Origin of the sequence: Desulfospira joergensenii DSM 10085 (assembly GCF_000420085.1) — a bacterium.
GTDB classification, from domain to species: domain Bacteria; phylum Desulfobacterota; class Desulfobacteria; order Desulfobacterales; family Desulfobacteraceae; genus Desulfospira; species Desulfospira joergensenii.
This window is the reverse complement of record NZ_ATUG01000004.1, coordinates 1-17593: the sequence shown is the minus strand read 5'-3', so window position 1 is coordinate 17593 and position 17593 is coordinate 1. Positions and strand designations below refer to the sequence as shown.

The window sequence follows — 17593 nt, the reverse complement described above, 5'->3', positions numbered from 1 at the left end:
GTTTTTATGAATACTTTCGTTTATAGTCTTTTTCTTTCATTTTATGACAAGCTAAATGAATATATTTATACCTTATTCCCTATGCTATTAAAGTCTTTTGGTACATTTGGCCGGGCTTTTGTCCTGTTTTATGTGACTCTTACGGGAATTATGATCATGAAAGGGAAGGGCGGGGAACGGACAAAAGAATTGCTAATAAGTGTTATTCTTTTACCGTTATTATGGGGCCTTGTAGTGGAAACAGATCTTTATATTAAATGGGTTATTGATCCCATAGATTCCTTAGTTTTTGATCTTTCCTCATTTTTCATTGGGGTTATTCAAGACGGGAACTCTTCCGCAACTGGTTTGGAAGGATTGTTTTCAAACTTAGATTCTCTATCGCACAATATTTTTGATTATTTAGGAGGATTAAAATTACCTGGCGGTATTATGGATGGGTTCTGGCCTTTTCTTAAAAGTGCTTTTTTGGTTATTCTTCTCATCGCTATCTATTCGGCTGCGTATGTTGCTTTTATTGTTCAGATCGTTCTCGGTTTTTTTAGTCTGTATGTAATGTTTGCGTTGGGTGGAATCTGTATTTTCTTTGCGGCCTTTAAAGAAACCCGTTTTATCTTTTATAACTGGATCAAGGCTATTGCCCGGCATTCCATGACTATCATTTTCGCCTCTATTATTATGTCTGTGTGCTATTTTGGCCTTTATGCCTGTTTGAATGATTTAATGAAATTGGAAGGTTCCGCCGGGTTGTTTTCTCCGGAATATTTAGCCGCTGTTTGTTGGTCCATCCTCACTTTTTGCACCCTCCGCCTTTCTTCTGAATATGCAGGGGATATTGTTGGAGTAATGCCCGGATCAACCGCAAGTATCGCCGGGGCAGTGGGTAAAGCAGCCGGAGCCGGGGCCGCTGTGTTTGGTTTGAGTAAGTTTAATGGCGGCAATGCTGCGATTGCGGGTGCTGGAAAGGGAGTTATGTGGGGGGTCAATCAAGCCCAAAAAGCAGGCGGAGCCATGGTGAGTGGAGATATGAATTATAGTAGAATGATGGGAATAAATCCCGAAAACAATAAATAATAAAACAAAAATGCCCTGGCAGGTGCGGCAACACCGGCCAGGGCTGGAACATCAAAACCCCAAACGGAAAGGAATTTTGACATGGATAAAATTATCAAAAATTGCTCAATTGCACAACTTCTGAAAAAAGCGGCCACAATCGCCTTGATTCTAGGGCTTTTGTGTTCTGTCGGCTGTTTTTCCACCTTTAAAAAGAATCAAAACGACCTTAAAAAGTCGCCCTGCGCTTGCCTTCCCACTAGTCGAGGATAGCGGCTCATGGCAAATAAAAAAAATCCCTCAATTCCATGGCTGCAAGCCGTGACCAACAACAGGATTTTGCTTTTTGTCGTGGTTGTCCTCGGCCTGGTCGTAGCAGGGCAGGGTGTAGCACTAACCCTTTTATTCCCGCTAAAAACCATAGAACCTGTTTATGTCGAGTTTCAGCATTCAACCAATAGCTTTGTAGTGGTTGAGAGGGCAGGGCGGAATATAAGGGCAAACCAGGCCCTTATCAGTATGTTTTTAAGGTCTTATGTATCATGCCGGGAAACGGTCGATAAAGTGACCGAGGCCCCCAGGTATGAACACGTCATAGCATACAGCAACCCCCAGGTAACCAAGGTGTTTAAAGAGCTTTACGGGAACAAGGACAAAAGCCTTTATTACCAGGAAGGTAAAAAGCGGTCTGTCCATATTATCAGTGACACCCCCCTGGGAGCGAATATTCACCAAGTCATGATGGAAACAACCGACACAACGGACGGCGTTGATAAAAACCACGACGGCCAGGCAGATCCGTTAAGGCAAGAATGGATCATAACAATGCGTTATGCCTTTTATGATCAGCATGTGGTTTTGGATCCTAGAAAGAACGGGGTTCATTTAATCAATCCGACCGGCATGCAGATCGAAGAATATTCAATTAAAAGACTTGATAAAGGCGGAGTGAAAAATTGAAAATTTCGAAAATAATAATTTTGATTATATTCGCCCTGGGCATACTCCAGGGTAGCGGCTTTTGTGGGATCGTTGACGAAGCAAGCACCGGCAAAGCTGTTGACGCTGGTGATATCCCAAATCGCCCCATGCGGGATGATGCGAATCTAAAAGCGGTTCAGGCTGCTTTTGACAAAAGCGACCCAAGGGCCAATGTTAAACGTTTTCCCTATGACCCGGATGTCACATATAAAATTCGATTAAGGGAATTTATGGGTTCGACCGTGGTTTTACCCAGGGGGGAAAGAATCGCCGGTTACTCTTTATTTGACAAGCATAATTTCACGTTTGCCCCGTTAAGCGATAAAAACCAGGTCTTAACCAATGTTTTTGACGTTTACGCTAAATATCACGGGGCTGATACAAATCTGATTGTTCACGGGGAATCCGGGAACATCTATTCTTTTTACCTTAGAAACGATTCCGTTAAATCGACCTATATGCCGTCCCTGGTTACTTATATTGAAGATCCTGCCACGGAAATGGAAATGAGGGACCGGGAATTAAGATCCCAGGAAGCGGAGAAAAAAGCCCTTGAAGAAAAAGAGATGGCAGAAGAAGAGGCGAAGAAAGGCGGAGATTTTGGGAAGAATGAATATTTAGATTCTTTGCCGACCAAGATATCTCCGGAAAAACTTTCCTTTGCCTATATCTACAAGGGCGGAGAGGAAAAAATAAAACCCCTCCAGGTTTTCGATGACGGATATTTTACCTTTTTTCAATTCGGCCACGGGAACATGAACAGGGTTAAAAATCTTCCAACGGTTTACAGGGTCGTGGACGGATACGACACTCCGGTTAATTCCAGAATACAGGGCGGTTATATCGTGGCCGAGGCCGTAAACGACAAATGGACCCTGAGAAGCGGAGAGGCCCATTACTGTATTTGGAAACAGGTTGAATAATGGCTAAAGACATAGACATTAAAAAACCGGGAATGAACTGGAAAAAAGAGGCGTTCTTTTTTGTTGGTCTTGTTCTTATTGTCGGAGCCGTGGGCGGCTTTTTCGTTTATTCAAAAAAAAACAGCAAGGTCCAGGAAGAACAACGGCAACAAATTTTTGTTGCCCAAGAGATTGACCCGGATTTTTTCAAAACCCAAGATCCTCCGCCTCCACCTCCGCCGCCACCGAAGGAAAAGATAGTGGAAAAGATCGTTTTTAAGGACGTTACACCGAAACCGGTTCCCAAACCTAAACCTAAACCGGCCCCCAAACCCAAGGCAAAAGATTTGTTTCCTGTGCGGCCCATGGTCGTGGTGGATGACAGACGGGAAAAGGCGATTAATAACCGTCGCCGGGCTGCGGTTGCAATTAACGTAAAAAGCACCAAGGCTAAAATTACGTCTGATATTAAAACCGAAGTTACCGGAAAATGGAAAGAGCCTAAAACCGATGCCAGTTTGCCCATTGATATGAGCCGGGTCTTAACAGCGGATCGGTTTATTTCGGCAATCATAGTGCCGGAAATAAATTCCGAGTTAGCCGGTAAAGTCGTTGCCCAAATTGAGCAGCACGTTTATTCCGCCCATGGCCGGAATATTTTGATCCCGGCAGGAACAAAAGCAATCGGGCGGTATAAACCCCTTAAAAAAGTGGGTGACGAACGCCTTTCAATTATCTGGTCCAGGATGATAACCCCGTCCGGAATCAATATTCATGTAGGCGACGCAGAAATGGCCGATTCCATGGGCCGGGCCGGGATTACCGGCGAGGTTGACCGGCGTTATTTGGAACGGTACGGCATGAGCCTTTTAGTTTCACTTTTTACGGCTGCAACGACCTATTCCATGCCGGTTAAAAATGAAAATCAGCAAATTGTTATTGAGTCGTTCGGTAAGGAACAAAGCAGCCTTGCGAAAACGATTCTTGAAGAACATATCGAAATCAAACCAAAGGTCACTATTCCCGTTGGATCTCGGATCTTGATCAGCCCTTCAAAAGACATTTGGTTTAAGCAGTTAAAGCCTAATGAAGTCATTGTATTACCAAAGGAGACATAAATATGAACGCTGAAAAAGGAAAAAAACTTTATACCGCCCTGGCCGTCTTGGTTGTTGGCCTGGTGGTGGCTTGTCTCATTGTTCCCGGAGAAAACCTGGAAGCGAAAGCCATACAACAAACAGAGAACCAGATCCAGACGGAAGGCCAGAACCAGAACGGGGAAACAGTGGTAAAGCTTAATTTGCTGAATCAAATTAAGAAAAAGATAACCGCTGATACCGGTTCAATGCTTACCGAACTTTCACCGGAAGCGGTTAAAATAGGGTTGGCCGAAGTGCAGCTATACGGACGGGTAAAGCATGAACCTTTAGCGGATCAATCTACACGAATGTTTATAGAATGGCATTCTATTGGTATCCCGGCTGGCAATAACGAAACCCTGACGGACAATCTTGACAATCCTTTAAGCTCTCAGTTTCGGACAACAGATTTACAAGTGGAGCCCGGCACCGTTGTCACGGCTACAGGTGATTTGCAAGGGCTAATTGACAAGTTTCTTGAACTCAAAGAAAAGACAAAAAAAGAAAGCCCGAAACATATCCTTGAAGAAAAGGAAGAGGAAGAGGAAGAAAACGGCCTTTCTTCAACAGGTGATAGCGGGGGATATAGTTCCGGATCTGGTGGGGATTATGGTTCGTCCTTATCTTCTCCCGATGATTTTTCTACCAACCTTATAACCACCACTTGGGAGGATTGTTCCCCCCGTGTGTCCCAAGAGGATGGACGGGTTTACCGTCAAGCTAGACCGGTCGGTACAGACGAAACAGGAAAGGCCGTTGAAACCGGGGCCTGTGAGGATCAAGGGGGTTATGTTGAAATTCAAAAAGAATATGGTGAGCCATGTACGATAATTTACGATTACGAAAATAAAAAGGCGTATGAACAATATAGAGAATTTGCCGAAGTAGACGGTGAGTTTATTTCGGTGACGAATTGTTCAAACGACTTTCAAAAATCCTATGATATTTACGGCATAACGGATGGGTGCGGGATTCGGCATGATTTTGTAGCCGGAAAATCCATTATCCAGGAAAAGCTTTTCTATATGGATAACGCCGGTGAAGAAACTCAAATTACCGCCTGTATCGACAGTGACAAGGCATATGCTCATTTTTTGACGGATGCCACTTGTAGCCCATACATCGACAAGGTTAATAATACCGCCACGCTTTATAATCGAACAGCCTATAAACTTGATGACGGTACAATAGAATACGCTAGCGAATGTCGGGCTGTAGACGGCGGAGTAAAAGATTTATACGAGGCGTATTGCGACCAAAAATATGAGCATGATTTTGTCTCAGGGCAAAGCTATTACAGAACAAAAGATTATTATCTCGATGATAACAATCAACCCGTTTATTTGACGGAGTGTACCCGTAGTACAGTTACGTCATTTCCTCACATTTATAATACAGAAAGTTGTGGGGTTGAAAATGACGATTCAACTTTAAGCACCACCACTATGTCCAGAACCATCATTGAAACGCCTGATGATGGGACGATGGAACTTGCTCCATGCCAAGCCCGGGGGGCGGCGGTCCCCTATCTTTATATGAGCACTGAAACCCGTACAAAAGTAATAAAATCAACACAAAACTGGACGGTTCCAGTGGGAGTTAAGTCAGTTACCGTTTTCCTTATTGCTGGCGGTGGCCGTGGCGGTAATAGTCACAAAAAAGGATATGGAAATGGAGGTCTTGATGGTGGTACGGCTGATGGAGAACCAGGTTGGTGCTGTGGCGGCGGCGGCGGAGGAGGAGCCGGTCAGCAAGTTACTAAGACGGTAACTGTAACCCCTGGCGAAAAGATTGCTGTTACTATCGGTAATAGTAATCAAAATTCCTATTTTGGAAGCTATGTTACTGCTGATTATACCAAAGGAGCAAAAGGGGGGAATGGGTATGGATTTAAATATAGTGTTTCCAATGGAGGAAAGGGTGCAAATGGGTATGGTTCCGCTGCTTTGGCAAAGGCCGGGGCGAATTATACAGATAACTACCAGCCGATTGCTGTCCCCATGGGGGGGGCTGGTGGACTTGGTTATGGTGCTGGTGGCGGCGGTGCTTGTGGCGGTGCTGTGAACAAGTCTGGTGGGGCCGGGGCTCCGGGCTATTGCAAGATTACGTACAACGTCAATCAATATCGTCGTGGTGACGGAACTATTTATTGGGGCCAGCCGTAGACATGAGCGCACTATTAAAGCAGCATATCAAGATTTTGGAGAAGTATTTTAAGCAAAAGGACGTTGTTGAGCTTTGTATCAACAAACCCGGTGAAATCTGGCTTGAAACCCTGGACGGTTGGCAGGTAAAAAATGACTCAAAGCTGACGTTTTCGGCTTTAAATAATATGGCAAAAGTCCTGGCCACTGTCCGGGGCCAGAAATTCGATGAAATCACGCCTTTTTTAGCAACAAGTTTACCTGAATATGGGTATCGTATTCAGGTAGTCGGTGCCGGTTTAGCAGAATCCGGAATTAACATCGCCATAAGAATCGCTCAAGCCCAACGGTTTGAGCTAGAGTCTTATATGTCATCATCAGATGATGAATTTAAAGCATATACACCAAAGACAGAAAAAGAAGCGGCAAAAACCGCAAAAGAAACAATGTCAAAGGTGGATCTTGCAGAATTAAAAACGGCCATTAGGATGGGTAAAACCATTCTTGTGGTCGGTGGTACTTCCTCCGGTAAAACTACGCTATTAAATTCAATCATCCGGTATATTCCGGAGGATAACCGGGTGATCGTGATTGAGGACACAAAGGAATTGGTTGTTGATCAACCGAATCAATGTCGTTGGCTAAAAAGTAAAACTGGTTCTGATATCGCACAAATTAGCTATGAGGATATTATTAATGCCGCCACTCGTATGCGGCCTGATCGTATCCTTATGGGTGAGCTAGACACAAAAAACACCTTTCCTTTCCTGCGGATTTTGAACACTGGTCACGGTGGATCTTTGGCAACCGTTCATGCAAACGGCATTTCTCAAAGTATAGACGCTCTTGTGACAAACATTCAAATGTCTGGCAACCAAGCCAGGCCGGAAGTCATAGCGGATTATGCGAAAAAAGCAATCGATATTGTGGTGTATATCGAAAGAAAAAACAGACGGTCTTTTCAAGCCAATGCAGAATACATAAAGGTGGCATAATGAAAAAAGCATTTTGTAATTTGACGGATCTTTCAACGATTCTTGTTTTTTATCTGATTTTTTGGGCCGGGGTGGTCTGGTTCGGTGAAATTCCAATTTCCTTGGAAAATATTTATTGGAACGCCCCGTTTCTCGCATTAAAAAAACTCAGTTTTCCCTTTCCGGATTGGTACAATTATACTTTTTTAGCGGCCCTAGGCCTTGCGGCCTTTGTGCCGATTTTCAATCCTTTCCGGAGCAAAAGTGGGATATACGGGAAAGCGCATTTTGCCACGGATAAAGAAATCAAAAAAATGGAACTGTTAGATGATACGGGCCTGATTTTGGCCGTGAAGGGCGGAAAATATATCAGAACAAACGCCCCTTTGTCCGTGAACGTATACGCCCCTCCAGGAACAGGTAAAACGGCGGCAATTGTTATTCCCTGTCTAATCTCTTGTTCAAATTCCATGATAGTTCACGATCCAAAAGGGGAGTTATACGCCAAGACCCGCAAACGCAGGGAGGAATTTTCAAAGGTGATCAAATTCTCCCCAGGGGAAAAGGGTTCGGACCAATGGAATCCGCTTTCTAAAAAAGAACTCCCGGACGTTTGGGCAGATATCGAGGTCATTGTTGATCGGGTAGCAAATACCGTTATTCCGGACAATCCAAAAAATCCGGGGGAACACTGGCCCAAAGCAGGGCGGAGTTTTTTCATGTTTTGGGCGTTGTATCTGATTTACCGGGACGGAGAAACGACTTTACCCAAAGTGCTGCGGGAACCTTTTCAGACCGAAGATATTAAAGCGGCAATCGCAGAGATTCAGGATGAATATAAAAACAGTCAAAACTTTCCGGAAAGGGTGCGGTTTGAAGGGAACGGCCTTATGAACACGCCTGAGGGGGAGTTTGGTTCCATCGTTTCAACGTTCAAAACAAACCTTTCTGTTTTCTTTGATACCCGGGTAGCAGAAAATTTTTCAGGGAGTGATTTCGCATTGAAAGATTTAAGGACGGAGCGAACCACTATTTATTTGACCGTTAAAAATAACGATCAAACCCGCCTAAAAAGCTTGTTGGCTCTATTTTTTGAAACCTGCAATAACACGATGTTGGACCATGAGCCGGTTAAAGGAGAGTTGCCGGTGACTGCCATAATTGATGAAGCGGCCAGAATCGCAAGGATGCAAGAAATCATTAATATGCCAGCAATTGGCCGGTCATACAAATTCAATGCGGTTTTCATTTGGCAATCCCCCGGCCAGGTGGAAAAAATCTATGGAAAAGAAGACGCGAAAGAACTTTTGAACACCTGTGCTTATCATGTCTATTTCACGCAAAATGATCACGGGTTTGCCGAAGAAATATCAAAAGAGATAGGTGACTTGACCCGGGATAAAATAAGTGAAAGCCATTCCGGGAGGGGATTTTTTCGTCCTAAGAATATTTCCAAAGAGGGTTATAAATTAATGACAGCTCAAGACATCATGAGTATGTCCTTTGGTACTATTCTGATTTTAACCCAAGGCCATTTTAAAACCCCAATAAAAACCAAGGCGGCTTTTTGGTTTAAGGATTCTGTCTTAAAAAAATATGTTGAAGATGTGAATTATCAAGACCTTTCAATCGAACATAGCCAGGCCCCCGCCCTGGAGGAAGAAAAGCCGGAACCCGTCACCATTAAAAATGATGGTGAGGGCCAGGGGTCGCTTGAAATTCCGGAAAGCGATCCGGATACCGAAGCAGGGCAGGGCGGTGACGATCCTCCGGGAGATCCGGCAGACGAAATTGATATTGAAGAGATCGAAATTGAAGGTTTGCCGGAAGGTATACCGCTTGACGAAATCCTAGACGGAATTCATCCGGAAGATGATTCCGCAGACTCCACGGACGAAGATGAACAGGAAGCGGGTGCCTGGCTATGAAAAACGGACGGGTCAGTAAAATTTATTGTCGGGGTGAAAAACGGATGGAACTCCATTTGAAAAATCATCTGCTCCATAGAGAAGATGGACCGGCTCAAATAAAATTTTCCGGGAGACATCCCGTTTATGAAGCATGGTTCAAAGATGGGCTACGCCATAATGACATCGGCCCGGCGATTAAACAATATGATGAACAAGGCAATGTGATTTGCGCCGAAAATTGGCTGAACGGCAATTTTTACGGTCGAAGCTACTTTAAAAGGAGAGCGTAATATGAAAGTTGTAATTGCAGAGAAACCGAGTCAAGGCAGGGACTATGCCAAAGTATTGGGCTGCACGGAAAAGCATAATGGATACATGAACGGTAACGGCTACGCCGTGACCTGGGCAATCGGTCATCTTGTCCAGATGGACAGGCCCGAGGATATGGGCCGTAGGGATTTAATGCTTTCTGATCTCCCCATTGTTCCGGAAAACTGGTCCTTTTCAGTGGACCCGGACAAAGAAAAGCAATTCGCCGTCATTGAAAGCCTGATCAATGATCCGGACACGAATGAAATCATATGTGCCACGGATGCCGGAAGGGAAGGGGAGCATATTTTCAGGCTGATCTATGATCAAGCCGGATGCACTAAGCCAATAAAGCGGCTTTGGATCTCCAGCCTGACCGAAAAGGCCATTAAAGAAGGGTTTAACGCTTTGAAACCCGGGGAAGATTATGACAGCCTGGCGGCTGCGGCCATGTGCCGGGCAAAGGCGGACCTTCTTGTGGGCCTAAATTTTTCTATTGCGTATTCTATCCATAACTCAATGAAAACCACAACCGGCAGGGTACAGACTCCCACGCTTGCAATGGTGGTTCAAAGGGAATTGGATATTAAGAATTTCAAGACAAATTTTTATTATGAAATTCTGGCCGAAGCCAAAGACGGCTTTAAGGCAAAATATGTCAATGCCGAGGGAAAACACGGCATTGAGGACCAAAAGGCGGCGGAGAAAATCTTTGAATCCATCAAAGATGTCAAGTCCTCCCAGGTCATCGGCAAGGACGTTAAAGAGAACAAGCAAAAAGCCCCTAGCCTTTACAGCCTTTTAACGCTCCAGGTGGATGCCAACAAAACCTTTGGTCTGACGGCAGCGCAAACTTTGAAAATTGCCCAAGGGCTGTATGAAACAAAGAAATTGATTTCCTACCCCCGAACAGAGAGCAATCATTTAAGCTCCGATATGGTGGACGGCCTTCCGGATATTGTCAAAAGCCTTCCCGGGCTTTATGAGTCCGTCAAGGATTCGGCTATGGAAAGGATCGAGGACGGCCTTACCCTGGGAAAAGGTTATGTGGATGATAAAAAGCTGACGGACCACCACGCCATTATCCCCACGGGAGAAGCGGCAGACATTGACAGTCTGACCCGGGACGAAAGAAACATTTTTCTTTTGATCTGTGAAAGGTTTGTTTCTATTTTCCTGCCGGATTGTATCACGGAAAATACGAAAGTTGACCTTGATATTGAAGGGCATACCTTTAGGGCCACCGGAGCCGTGACAAAAGATCTCGGATGGAAAGCAGCCCTCCAGGTGAACAAAGCCAAAGAGAAAGTAGAAACTCTCCCCGCCCTGGATGACGGCCAGGCCGTAGAATTGAAAAAAATGGCCCTGGAGAAAAAACAAACTAAGCCCCCGGCTAGGTTTAATGATGCGTCATTGCTGAAACAGATGAAAGCAGCCGGAAAATTGGTGGATGATAAAGAACTATCGCAGCACATGAAAGAAAACGGGATAGGAACATCAGCAACCAGGGGCCACATAATAGAAAAGCTGTTGACCATCGGCTACATGGTCCGGGAAAAAAAGAATTTTGTTCCTACACAAAAAGGCATTGATCGGATTTTGTCGGAAATCGACAAGCTGAAAAGCCCGGAATTGACTGGCGAATGGGAACAAAAATTAAAGCTCATTGAGCAAGGCGAATACAGCCCGGACGATTTTAACCGGGAAATTTCAGACTTTATCAAAGAGCTAATGCCCCAGGTTGCCAAGAGCAAAAAAATTGAACGGGTATCCTTTGGTGTTTGTCCTGTCTGCGGCCAGGGAGAAATTGTAGAAGGCTCAAAAGGTTTCGGCTGCACGGCCTATAAAGACGGCTGTAAATTTGTTGTTTGGAAAAACAGATCTGGAAAAACCATCACGTCGGAAATGGTCAAACAACTTCTTGCCAACGGCAGGACCGGTCTTATCACGGGCTTTAAAAGCCAAGAGGGAAAAAACTTCTCCGCCTATCTAGTCCTCAAAGAGGGAAAAGCGGTTTTTGAGTCTGAGAAAATCCTTTGCCCGGAGTGCAAGAAAGGCCACATCTTTGAAAACAAAAAGGCTTTCGGCTGCTCCGAATATAAAGAGGGCTGCAAGTTTGTCATTTGGAAGGAAATCGCCGGGAAAACCTTGACCATGGCCCAGGTCAAACAACTGATAGAAACCGGTAAAACCGGTTATATCAGCGGTTTTACAAGTTCAAAAGGAAAAAGCTTTTCTGCATATCTGGTTTTGAGGGGTGGCAAGATAGAGTTTGAATTCAAAGAAAACAAACGAAAAGGCGGCGGCAAAGCTGCCAAGGCCCAGGATAAAGGCGATAAGACCAAAAAACAGAGAAACAAACAGAGGGGGGCTAAAAGATAATGGAAAATAAAGTGAACATCCACGGGGATGAAGCTTTTGGCTTTACCGTAACTAGGCGTTATGGAGATCTAAAGTCACCTTCTGAAACTCATTTGGTAACGAACGGTAAGAGGGACTTTGAATTAGACTCGTTTTCTTTGAAAGAAAGTCAGCGGGATTATGATACCGGTCTTAGCTCAGATCCGATTGAAATAAAAACATTTAAGTCTGAGGCTTTGGCTTATGATTCTGCAAGGCAGCTTTGGGGCAAGGAGCCACAAATTTACAATAGCAAGGGGGGTCTTGTTCAAACAAATAGCAATTCATTGAATAAGTATGAAATTTTTGGCGATAAAGACCAGGGATATATGCCGATTCGAAAGGACGAAAACGGGGTTGAAACCGCTTTGCGACCTGATCCTTTCGGCAAACCGCTTGAATTTCCCCCTAGTCAATGGACCCCGGATATATACGATACGCAACAGCAAGCGATTCAAGCGGGGCGTGATACGTGGGGCAAGGATATAAAATTTGAAAATCTCAAAGAGAATTCAAATTTAAAAGAGTCCCATTTGATCGCAGAAAAGGAAGGAAAATTCCTGCCCATGAAGAAAGAAGATATAGACGGCAGGAGCTATTATACTGTGATCCAGAAAACCGAAACCGGGCCGCAGGCTTTTACCTTGAATCGAGGTCAAAGCCCGGATATTTCCAAGGGCTTTGACAGCCCTATAGAAGCGGAAAGCGTTGCACGGGAAAGGTGGGGGCAGAATATCACTATTGATCCTTTAAAAATGAATAATCAAAAAACGAGTGCGGTTGTTTATGAAAAGGATGGCAAATTTATTCCTAGGGTAGAGGTTACAAAGGACGGGAACACGATCAAGGGAACAATACATAATAGAAATGGGGAGTCGGTTGTGTCCCTGGATCGTGAAGGGGTTAAACCCAAGATCAACTTTGCCGCTGCCTGGTCTTCAAAAGACTTGGCAGTTAAAGCGGTAAATGAAGCTTACGGGAAACCAACCACTTTACAGGTTGCAAAAGTGAAGGCTAAAAATTTGACTCAACAGAACAACCGGCCCGGAAACGCTGCACAAAGATTAAATCAGATGAGGAAAACCCAAGGCCAGGGCCTTGCCCGGGGGATATAAGAAATGGATGATCTTAATTACAAAGTTGAAGTCAATATCTATGAAAATTCAGAGCAAAGGCGGTTTGTTCCTCAATTTAAAATTACAGCGAACGGGGCCACAAAAAGCGTTGTAAAAAGAGGGCACCTTTACGACAAAGGCGGTAAGCCTGTAGCTCAAGCGTATAAAGCCCCTGGAGGCCAGGATAAAATAGATTTTTCCAAAGGATGGAAAAATTTTGAGAGTGCTAAAGAGGCAACATATAAAGCATTCGGTCAAGATGTTGAATTAAAGAAAAAACCTATTGTTTTTTCAAAAAACAAAAAGGATCGAACGATTGTTTTTGAAAAAGATGGAAAATTTATTCCGGTAACAATTGCCCCCGATCCTTTAAAAAACATCCAAATAAACAACGTTTTAAAAATCATTGAAGGCCGTTTGGTGGAGAGGGGGCATTCCGGGCCAATTGGAAAGGTTCAAATAGATTCAAAAAGCGACGGTTTCAGAGACATGAAAACGGCTCTATCTGCGGTAAAGGAAAGGTGGGGGAATGACCTCAAGCCGGAACACATCAAAATTAATTCTCAAAAGAAAGTTTTAGAGAAAAAACAAAACAACACTCGGCCAGGCTCCGCCGTTCAGAGATTACAACAGTTAAGACAGTCCCAGGGCCAGGGCTTGAAAATGGCAAGATAAGGATAAATTATGGTTCAACAAATCGGTTTTATAAAAAACGGGGATAAGAATCAGCTAAAAGGAGTTCCCCTTGATAGGGTATTCCGGGAACGGTCTTTAGACATCCGGCCCCTGGACAGCGAATCCCTGAAAAAATGTCTTGATTTCGTGCGGCCAGGAGACACCCTTCATATTGAATCAATGGATAAGCTCGGCAGCGATTTGACAGAATTAAAAAGGATGATCGATCTTTTCATGGAAAAGGATGTGATTATCCATTTTCATAAAGAAAATATCATTTTCAGCAATGATAAAGAACCGGCAAACCAGGCGGCTTTGAATCTGTTTAACCAGACTGTTAATTTCCACAAAGAAACGGGCGATAAGCTATTAAAAAAAGTGAACGGTAGGAGGGTGAGAAAATTTATTTCAGGAAAAGACCTGAATAAAGCAATGAAAATGATTGAATCCGGAATACCTAGAACAAAGGTCGCTGAAAAAATGGGGATATCTAGATCCACGCTCTATAAAAGACTGAAAGAGAGAGAACAGGGATATGAAACTTTATAAAAGCCCGGCCTGGTCGGTCTTATGTTTGTTTTTTGTTCTGGCCGCTCTCCTTCCGGGAGTGGCCAGGGCAAATTTTCTTGTTTATATTGATCAAAATGGAATCAATTTTGCCTTACTGGAAACTGATTCCCCTATAAAGATCAAAGCAGTACCCATACAAAAACAAGAAAAAAAAGAGCCGGTGGAGGCTATTATTAAAAGATGTGAGAACCGCCACGGCATCGAGGCTGCATTAATCAAGGCCGTGATCCGTGTAGAATCCGGATTCAATGCCCAGGCCGTTTCTAAAAAAGGGGCCAAGGGGCTAATGCAGATCATGCCGGGAAATTTTCGGGCCTTGGGGATCTCCGATCCCTTTAATCCGGAAGAGAACATCATGGGCGGAGCCCGGCTGCTCAAAGAGCTATCCGTCAAATATGATTATGAATTGCCCTTGGTCCTGGCGGCGTACAACGCCGGGACCAAGGCCGTTAAAAAATACGGTCGTCAAATCCCACCTTTCCCGGAAACCCGGGAATATATCCGCAAAGTTTTAACTCTTTATAAGCAGTACAAAGAAAAAGTTTGATATTCTTTTTTCCTGCCCTTCTCTCGGATCTGGATCAGCGCCGGGAGAAGGGATCTATTCCAAAGAGCCTGGCCAGGGCAAAAAAAATAATATCAAAACAAAACTCCAAAAACTCGAAAAGCCCGGTTTCCGGGCTTTTTTCATGTAGGGGATTATATTCAAAAATTCAGAAAAGTCGTTAAACGGCAAATATAGAGGTCAATTTTTGACAAATTAAAAAAAATGGCCGTCACCGCCAAAAATGGCGGTGCGGCCTGGCGGGAATCAGATCCCGGCTATAGCCATGTGAATGGCTTGCCGTCTTCTGATATTTTTACATGAACACAACCATATGCAGCGGCGAATTCATCCAGGGGATGAAAATCAGCCTCTTTCATTACCCCTTCAAAATAAAGATTCATGTCGTCATCGTAAATTTTAAACCGGACCGGCATTTTTATTCCGGATTTGAAACCGGTGCTTTTTCTTCCGTTGGCCTGGCCGTTTTCAATATAGTCTACTGTTATCATCCATTGATTTATCATGATTCTATATCCTCCTGCTGTCATTAAACTGTTTCCGGTTTCGGTTTAACACCAGTAAAAATCCATTCATCATTAATTTTTTCCAAAGTCATAAAAACAAACTTGCCGGATCTGTTGATTGAAAAGCCTTCCCCCATCTGGACAAGATCGTTTGTCCAGGTAGCCGGGGGAAAAACATTAATGAAAAAATCTACCATTTCATGGTCCACGGTATCGCCTGGCATAAGGTATTCAAGCAAGTTTTGTCTCGATTCTTTCCAATTTTTAAAAGTTCTTTCCATGGTTCAATTCCTTTCCCTTACTAAAGGTGGTTCGTTTATGCCCTCTACCCAGGGCAGCACTTATGGATCCTATAAAAAGATTAATAGGTGGGGTCAGTGGCCCGAAGAATCGCAGCCATTGAATATTTACCATGGGGAAAAATGTTTTCAGCCCCATCCCAAATATCAATTTTACGGCGTTCAATTTTTGTCTCTCCTGGCCTTTGAATCCATACACTCTTGTCTGTTCTCCGGATAATCGTAAATTTAAAAATACAATTATGATCACAGATAGAGCGTGTCCCATATGTTTTAGACACTTCAAATTTTTTAATTTCCGGTTTTTTCTTTTCTTTCGCCCTGGCATAATCGTCGGCAGCGGAGCAAGTCAGTATTTCGGTTAATTCGTTCATTTTTAAAATCTCCTATCTGTTCAAGGCCCTGGCCGGTTTGACCAGGGCTATGCAATTTTATTTATAAAGATGTTCTCAGTCCGGTGAAGCTCTCAAAAGTGGATTTCAACTGGTCCCAATACAGATTTTTAAAAAAATCAATTTTGGGGCAATCCCAGGTTCTTCGGTTCAGCTTAAAAAACTCAATCTCGTAAAGGTCCAAAGCGGTTAAGGTTATTTTGCAGATATTGGCCTTCCGGCACATCTTGAAATTGAATCTTAAGCTATTCTTATCCCCGGCCAGGTTGGAAACCCCAACCATGGCTTTAAATTTTCCTCCGCCCATCTGCTTGTAAATTGTATTTGCAACGGTTAAATCAGACATAATTTTTTTCTCCTTATAAGCTTAAATTCTCATCCTCAAAGACTGCTAAAGCCTGGTCCTTTGTTTTATAGGGGCCGTCAAATTCTGTATCATCCACCAGATACCAACCGGCTTTTGATACTCCATTGTCTTCCTTCAAAAACAAAACGTCTGCGTTTGAATCCATTTTTTAAATCTCCCTTGCTCGATTGCTGCCCTCTACCCAGGGCGGTTAAAAATCTATTTATTCAGGTTTCTAAAACCTGAGAAAAAAGCCCTTTATCAGTTTAAATTTTAATTAACCCCTGAACCCGCCTATCTTTCAAAGCGACGGGAATGCCCGGCAACAGACAAAACCCTGATTTTATGAAGGGCGGGAAATATTTTTTGGAATCCGGCTTTGCAGGATCCCCAAAAATATTTTTTTGCTGTTGCAAGGGCGAATGACCCAAGCGTTAAATTACGGGTTTTTCAGGGGTGATTTTAGTAGAAACCGGGGCAGTATTCCGGTTTCCTTCCTCATCACCGGGCCTTAGACCGGAACAAATACGGCGGGACGGCGTAAGGGTTAGGTCACTGGAGGGAAGTTCCAGGGCATCGCCCTGGGACCGAATGAATATGGAGCCGGAAAGGGACCGGCAGCGGGATCGCTGCAACCCCCAGGAGTAAAAACATATCATCGCCATTTCTGGCGGTATCAGCTGGGGGTCAGGCCCCCATGGGCAAGAAGGCTGCTGCGGGATCTGGCGGTGCAGCCGGGAAAATGAAATGAACTAAAAGGGCTGAAAAGGCCGTTTTTAGGGCAGGGCGTACTATTTGGGCAGATCCGAAACGCTTTCAAACGGAAAATATGGAGGCCGATTTCTCCGATTTCCCATAAAAAAAGGCCCTTACCATCATTTTGAATGGTAAAGGCCCTTTTTTTGGATATAATGATTCTGGTCCATAGGGTGTAGCGGCCTGATTTTATAATCGGCCTGGCTTGATTTGATGGGAAACATCGGCCAGGAATAAACCGTTTCTACAGTTCAACTCCGGCCCGGTTTATTCGTTACTGAGCCAAAATTAAATGTTTCTGGCCAGATTTATCTGACAATAGGCTGGATTTAAGCGTTTTTATAAACCGTCTCAAAGACCCTATCACTTCATGGGGTTATGGAACTTTGTTTTTTAGGACGGGTTTTGAGATCCGGAAAGCACTGAAATTCCGCTTCCTCAAATCATGCAGAAATCAGTATCATCATACGATCGTTTTTTGAGACAATAAAAAAATGACTACAGAACAATAGCTCCGCCAGTCATTACACTTCTCAAATCCAGGGTTGTTAGCTTTT

At 43.9% G+C, this 17593-nt stretch carries 18 protein-coding genes; 13 read left to right on the top strand and 5 right to left on the bottom strand.

The window, feature by feature from the left end; translation table 11 throughout:
• Positions 1-6: 6 nt before the first annotated feature.
• From F608_RS0129925 to F608_RS0129865, 13 genes are all read left to right on the top strand, one after another.
• Positions 7-1074: a type IV secretion system protein gene (locus tag F608_RS0129925; RefSeq protein ID WP_022669448.1), complete on the top strand. Its 1068-nt coding sequence runs from the start codon at positions 7-9 to the stop codon at positions 1072-1074.
• 258 nt (positions 1075-1332) lie between these two features.
• The gene (locus tag F608_RS0129920; protein WP_022669446.1) at positions 1333-2013 is read left to right on the top strand and encodes a VirB8/TrbF family protein; all 681 of its coding nucleotides are present in this window, start codon (positions 1333-1335) and stop codon (positions 2011-2013) included.
• Complete coding sequence (locus tag F608_RS0129915) at positions 2010-2957, top strand: TrbG/VirB9 family P-type conjugative transfer protein (protein WP_153307649.1); 948 nt, start codon at positions 2010-2012, stop codon at positions 2955-2957. Before F608_RS0129920 ends, F608_RS0129915 begins: the two co-directional genes overlap by 4 nt.
• Positions 2957-4054: a TraB/TrbI/VirB10 family type IV secretion system protein gene (locus tag F608_RS35500; protein WP_022669444.1), complete on the top strand. Its 1098-nt coding sequence runs from the start codon at positions 2957-2959 to the stop codon at positions 4052-4054. The genes F608_RS0129915 and F608_RS35500 overlap by 1 nt, the downstream gene beginning before the upstream one ends.
• A gap of 2 nt (positions 4055-4056) precedes the next feature.
• Positions 4057-6240 carry a hypothetical protein gene (locus F608_RS0129905; RefSeq protein ID WP_022669443.1) on the top strand — a complete coding sequence of 728 codons (2184 nt, stop codon included), beginning with the start codon at positions 4057-4059 and terminating at the stop codon, positions 6238-6240.
• A gap of 2 nt (positions 6241-6242) precedes the next feature.
• Positions 6243-7214 (top strand): P-type DNA transfer ATPase VirB11, encoded by a 972-nt coding sequence (virB11, locus tag F608_RS0129900; RefSeq protein ID WP_153307648.1) that lies wholly within the window; start codon positions 6243-6245, stop codon positions 7212-7214.
• Positions 7214-9121, top strand: a complete 1908-nt coding sequence (locus F608_RS0129895) for a type IV secretory system conjugative DNA transfer family protein (RefSeq protein ID WP_022669441.1) — start codon at positions 7214-7216, stop codon at positions 9119-9121. The genes virB11 and F608_RS0129895 overlap by 1 nt, the downstream gene beginning before the upstream one ends.
• The gene (locus tag F608_RS0129890; RefSeq protein WP_022669440.1) at positions 9118-9393 is read left to right on the top strand and encodes a hypothetical protein; all 276 of its coding nucleotides are present in this window, start codon (positions 9118-9120) and stop codon (positions 9391-9393) included. Before F608_RS0129895 ends, F608_RS0129890 begins: the two co-directional genes overlap by 4 nt.
• A gap of 1 nt (position 9394) precedes the next feature.
• Positions 9395-11794 carry a type IA DNA topoisomerase gene (locus F608_RS34015; protein WP_022669439.1) on the top strand — a complete coding sequence of 800 codons (2400 nt, stop codon included), beginning with the start codon at positions 9395-9397 and terminating at the stop codon, positions 11792-11794.
• Positions 11794-12927: a hypothetical protein gene (locus F608_RS0129880; protein WP_022669438.1), complete on the top strand. Its 1134-nt coding sequence runs from the start codon at positions 11794-11796 to the stop codon at positions 12925-12927. Before F608_RS34015 ends, F608_RS0129880 begins: the two co-directional genes overlap by 1 nt.
• A 3-nt stretch (positions 12928-12930) precedes the next feature.
• Positions 12931-13602, top strand: a complete 672-nt coding sequence (locus tag F608_RS0129875) for a hypothetical protein (protein ID WP_022669437.1) — start codon at positions 12931-12933, stop codon at positions 13600-13602.
• A 9-nt stretch (positions 13603-13611) separates the two neighbouring features.
• Positions 13612-14151, top strand: a complete 540-nt coding sequence (locus F608_RS0129870) for a helix-turn-helix domain-containing protein (protein WP_022669436.1) — start codon at positions 13612-13614, stop codon at positions 14149-14151.
• Positions 14138-14719, top strand: a complete 582-nt coding sequence (locus F608_RS0129865; protein WP_022669435.1) for a lytic transglycosylase domain-containing protein — start codon at positions 14138-14140, stop codon at positions 14717-14719. The genes F608_RS0129870 and F608_RS0129865 overlap by 14 nt, the downstream gene beginning before the upstream one ends.
• A gap of 275 nt (positions 14720-14994) precedes the next feature.
• Here F608_RS0129865 and F608_RS34010 read toward each other — a convergent pair whose 3' ends face one another.
• The 5 genes from F608_RS34010 to F608_RS36440 form a co-directional block, all read right to left on the bottom strand.
• Positions 14995-15243 carry a hypothetical protein gene (locus F608_RS34010; protein ID WP_153307647.1) on the bottom strand — a complete coding sequence of 83 codons (249 nt, stop codon included), beginning with the start codon at positions 15241-15243 and terminating at the stop codon, positions 14995-14997.
• Positions 15244-15266: 23 nt separating this feature from the next.
• Positions 15267-15524 (bottom strand): hypothetical protein, encoded by a 258-nt coding sequence (locus F608_RS0129850; RefSeq protein WP_022669432.1) that lies wholly within the window; start codon positions 15522-15524, stop codon positions 15267-15269.
• An 80-nt stretch (positions 15525-15604) separates the two neighbouring features.
• The gene (locus tag F608_RS36630) at positions 15605-15916 is read right to left on the bottom strand and encodes a hypothetical protein (RefSeq protein ID WP_022669431.1); all 312 of its coding nucleotides are present in this window, start codon (positions 15914-15916) and stop codon (positions 15605-15607) included.
• A 61-nt stretch (positions 15917-15977) separates the two neighbouring features.
• Entirely contained in the window at positions 15978-16280 is a 303-nt protein-coding gene (locus F608_RS34000; RefSeq protein WP_022669430.1) for a hypothetical protein, read from the bottom strand.
• A 13-nt stretch (positions 16281-16293) separates the two neighbouring features.
• Positions 16294-16446, bottom strand: a complete 153-nt coding sequence (locus F608_RS36440) for a hypothetical protein (protein WP_022669429.1) — start codon at positions 16444-16446, stop codon at positions 16294-16296.
• Positions 16447-17593: the final 1147 nt, after the last annotated feature.

Excerpts from the sequence above, each read along its gene's own strand:
- F608_RS0129925 (WP_022669448.1), top strand. The coding sequence starts at position 7 with ATGAATACTTTCGTTTATAGTCTTTTTCTTTCATTTTATGACAAGCTA.
- F608_RS0129920 (WP_022669446.1), top strand. The coding sequence starts at position 1,333 with ATGGCAAATAAAAAAAATCCCTCAATTCCATGGCTGCAAGCCGTGACC.
- F608_RS35500 (WP_022669444.1), top strand. The coding sequence starts at position 2,957 with ATGGCTAAAGACATAGACATTAAAAAACCGGGAATGAACTGGAAAAAA.
- F608_RS0129905 (WP_022669443.1), top strand. The coding sequence starts at position 4,057 with ATGAACGCTGAAAAAGGAAAAAAACTTTATACCGCCCTGGCCGTCTTG.
- virB11 (WP_153307648.1), top strand. The coding sequence starts at position 6,243 with ATGAGCGCACTATTAAAGCAGCATATCAAGATTTTGGAGAAGTATTTT.
- F608_RS0129895 (WP_022669441.1), top strand. The coding sequence starts at position 7,214 with ATGAAAAAAGCATTTTGTAATTTGACGGATCTTTCAACGATTCTTGTT.
- F608_RS0129890 (WP_022669440.1), top strand. The coding sequence starts at position 9,118 with ATGAAAAACGGACGGGTCAGTAAAATTTATTGTCGGGGTGAAAAACGG.
- F608_RS34015 (WP_022669439.1), top strand. The coding sequence starts at position 9,395 with ATGAAAGTTGTAATTGCAGAGAAACCGAGTCAAGGCAGGGACTATGCC.
- F608_RS0129880 (WP_022669438.1), top strand. The coding sequence starts at position 11,794 with ATGGAAAATAAAGTGAACATCCACGGGGATGAAGCTTTTGGCTTTACC.
- F608_RS0129875 (WP_022669437.1), top strand. The coding sequence starts at position 12,931 with ATGGATGATCTTAATTACAAAGTTGAAGTCAATATCTATGAAAATTCA.
- F608_RS0129870 (WP_022669436.1), top strand. The coding sequence starts at position 13,612 with ATGGTTCAACAAATCGGTTTTATAAAAAACGGGGATAAGAATCAGCTA.
- F608_RS0129865 (WP_022669435.1), top strand. The coding sequence starts at position 14,138 with ATGAAACTTTATAAAAGCCCGGCCTGGTCGGTCTTATGTTTGTTTTTT.
- F608_RS34010 (WP_153307647.1), bottom strand. The coding sequence starts at position 15,243 with ATGATAAATCAATGGATGATAACAGTAGACTATATTGAAAACGGCCAG.
- F608_RS0129850 (WP_022669432.1), bottom strand. The coding sequence starts at position 15,524 with ATGGAAAGAACTTTTAAAAATTGGAAAGAATCGAGACAAAACTTGCTT.
- F608_RS36630 (WP_022669431.1), bottom strand. The coding sequence starts at position 15,916 with ATGAACGAATTAACCGAAATACTGACTTGCTCCGCTGCCGACGATTAT.
- F608_RS34000 (WP_022669430.1), bottom strand. The coding sequence starts at position 16,280 with ATGTCTGATTTAACCGTTGCAAATACAATTTACAAGCAGATGGGCGGA.
- F608_RS36440 (WP_022669429.1), bottom strand. The coding sequence starts at position 16,446 with ATGGATTCAAACGCAGACGTTTTGTTTTTGAAGGAAGACAATGGAGTA.